Annotated in this window: 3 protein-coding genes; 1 reads left to right on the top strand and 2 read right to left on the bottom strand. The window is 41.7% G+C overall.

Annotated elements, in window-relative coordinates; translation table 11 throughout:
* On the bottom strand, positions 1–983 hold a 983-nt coding region (locus tag P767_RS15875), incomplete at its 3' end, for a threonine aldolase family protein (RefSeq protein ID WP_084799981.1).
* A gap of 190 nt (positions 984–1173) precedes the next feature.
* Between P767_RS15875 and P767_RS0104535 the strand changes: the two genes are divergently transcribed.
* Positions 1174–2031, top strand: a complete 858-nt coding sequence (locus tag P767_RS0104535) for a sigma-70 family RNA polymerase sigma factor (RefSeq protein WP_026751778.1) — start codon at positions 1174–1176, stop codon at positions 2029–2031.
* Positions 2032–2041: 10 nt separating this feature from the next.
* Here the strand turns inward: P767_RS0104535 and P767_RS18650 are convergent.
* Positions 2042–2264, bottom strand: a 223-nt coding sequence (locus P767_RS18650; RefSeq protein ID WP_216593206.1) for a hypothetical protein, incomplete at its 5' end; no start/stop codon positions are given.

Here is a 2264-nt window from a genome sequence, read left to right as displayed (position 1 = left end):
CCTATCCCCCTGTGTGCCTTGCCTCCCACGACTATTCTCACCTGGGTTGGGCTCATGGCAATGGCCAGAATGCCTTTTGATGCCAATACTTCCACCAATGATTTGGGGGTAAATCTGCCCTTGACTTCAAATAGAATAATATTGGTTTCCACAGGTGGGATGGTGCCCACAAAATCCTTTTTTTGTAGTGCATCCACAATCAGTGCTGCATGATGATGGTCTTCTTCTAACCGATTTACCTGATGTTTCAGTGCGAATAAGGCGCCAGCTGCCAGATAACCTGCCTGACGCATTCCTCCACCCAGGGCTTTTCTAATTCTGCGGGCTCTTTTTATAAAATCCTTATTACCAAGCAGAACACTTCCTACAGGTGCCCCAAGGCCTTTGCTCAGGCAAACCGAGACAGAATCAAAAACCTGACCGTACTGTTCGGGGTGTTCCTTTTTGGCAACAATAGCATTAAAAACACGGGCTCCATCTAAGTGTAAGCTTAAATTATTATTTAAGCAAACTTCTTTAATTAATTGAATATCATTGAAATTGTAACAGGTTCCTCCGCCTCGGTTAGCGGTATTCTCCAGACTTACCAAACGGCTCAACGGACGATGTACGTCTTCCTTATTGTTAACCGCTGCTGCTACCTGGTCGGCTGTAATCCTTCCAAAATTGCCTGGAATCAATTGCACGGATGCACCTGAATTGGAAGCAATTCCACCGCCTTCATACAGGTAAACGTGGGAGAGGGCTTCACAAATTACTTCATCACCAGGCTGGGTATGGCATTTAATGGCAATCTGATTGGTCATTGTGCCGCTGGGACAGAACAAGCCAGCTTCCATATTAAATAATTCTGCACTATATTTCTCCAATTCATTGATGGTGGGGTCTTCCCCAAAAACATCGTCTCCCACAACGGCTTCCTGCATGGCTTTCAACATAGCGGCTGTAGGCCGGGTTACCGTATCCGATCTGAAATCAATCATAAATCCAGCTTTTTTACAAATAAGCTTGATTTTGATGGAATTACCAAGTTTTTTTGCGGGTTTAAGCATGAAATTCATTGTAAAATTGTACCTTTGTATTTACCTTAATTTTCGGAGAATTATACCGTTTTGAATTTTGTTATAACAAATCCGGTATTCTGCTCGTTATATAAAAAAGCAACAGTACAACATGAGGCAACTCAAGATCGCAACCCAGATTACCAACAGAGATTCCCAGGCAGTAGAAAAGTATTTACAAGAGATTTCCAAAATTCCAATGATCAACCCCGAAGAGGAAACTACTTTGGCGCAGAAGATTAAAATGGGAGATCAGAGAGCGTTGGATAAATTGGTGCAAGCCAACTTACGTTTCGTTGTATCGGTTGCGAAGCAATATCAACACCAGGGATTGTCTTTGAGTGATTTAATTAACGAAGGAAATCTGGGTTTAATTAAAGCTGCACAAAGATTTGATGAAACCAAAGGTTTTAAATTCATCTCCTATGCGGTATGGTGGATTCGTCAGTCTATTCTTCAGGCATTGGCAGAACAAGGTCGTTTGGTTCGTTTGCCTCAGAATAAAATTGGTACTTACAACAAGGCCAACAAAGCATATATGGCTTTTGAACAGGAGCACGAGCGTGAACCTTCAACCGAAGAGCTGGCGGAAATTCTTGAAATGAGTGAAACCGAAATCAATAATATTTTCCAGAGCAATACCCGTCACACTTCACTGGATGCACCTGTGCACGAAGCAGAAGATGTTGCCATGGGAGATTTGTTGGAAGGTTCTGATGATACCGACGAAGATGTCATGAAAGATTCATTAAGAGAAGAAATTCGTCGTGTATTAAAATCATTAAGCCCAAGAGAAGCAGAAATTGTAAATGCTTATTTTGGATTGGACGGAGAAAATGGGGTAACCATTGAACAAATCGGAATGAAGTACGATTTAACCAAAGAAAGAATCAGACAAATTAAGGAACGTGCCATCAAGCGCTTACAAAAAGCAAGATACAGCAACGCCTTAAAAGCATATTTGGGTTAATAATACCGCTTCAGGCAGTATGGATAGCCTGAAGCCATTTTTTAGAAAGCGCTCCAAAAACGGGGGCGCTTTTTTTATCTATTTTCGTATCCACTAATCTATTTTGATACTCGTTTGTTATAATAGCATGAAAAAACACTATCTGATTTTGTGTTGCGCGCTGGCCCTGCTTTCCTGTGAAAAAGACATTCAGATTGCGCCATCCGACAATCAGCCAAAGCTGGTGGTAGATG

It is taken from the genome of Sediminibacterium salmoneum NBRC 103935 (assembly GCF_000511175.1).
GTDB lineage: Bacteria > Bacteroidota > Bacteroidia > Chitinophagales > Chitinophagaceae > Sediminibacterium > Sediminibacterium salmoneum.
This window is presented reverse-complemented; position numbering and strand designations above follow the sequence as displayed.

Excerpts from the sequence above, each read along its gene's own strand:
- P767_RS0104535 (WP_026751778.1), top strand. The coding sequence starts at position 1,174 with ATGAGGCAACTCAAGATCGCAACCCAGATTACCAACAGAGATTCCCAG.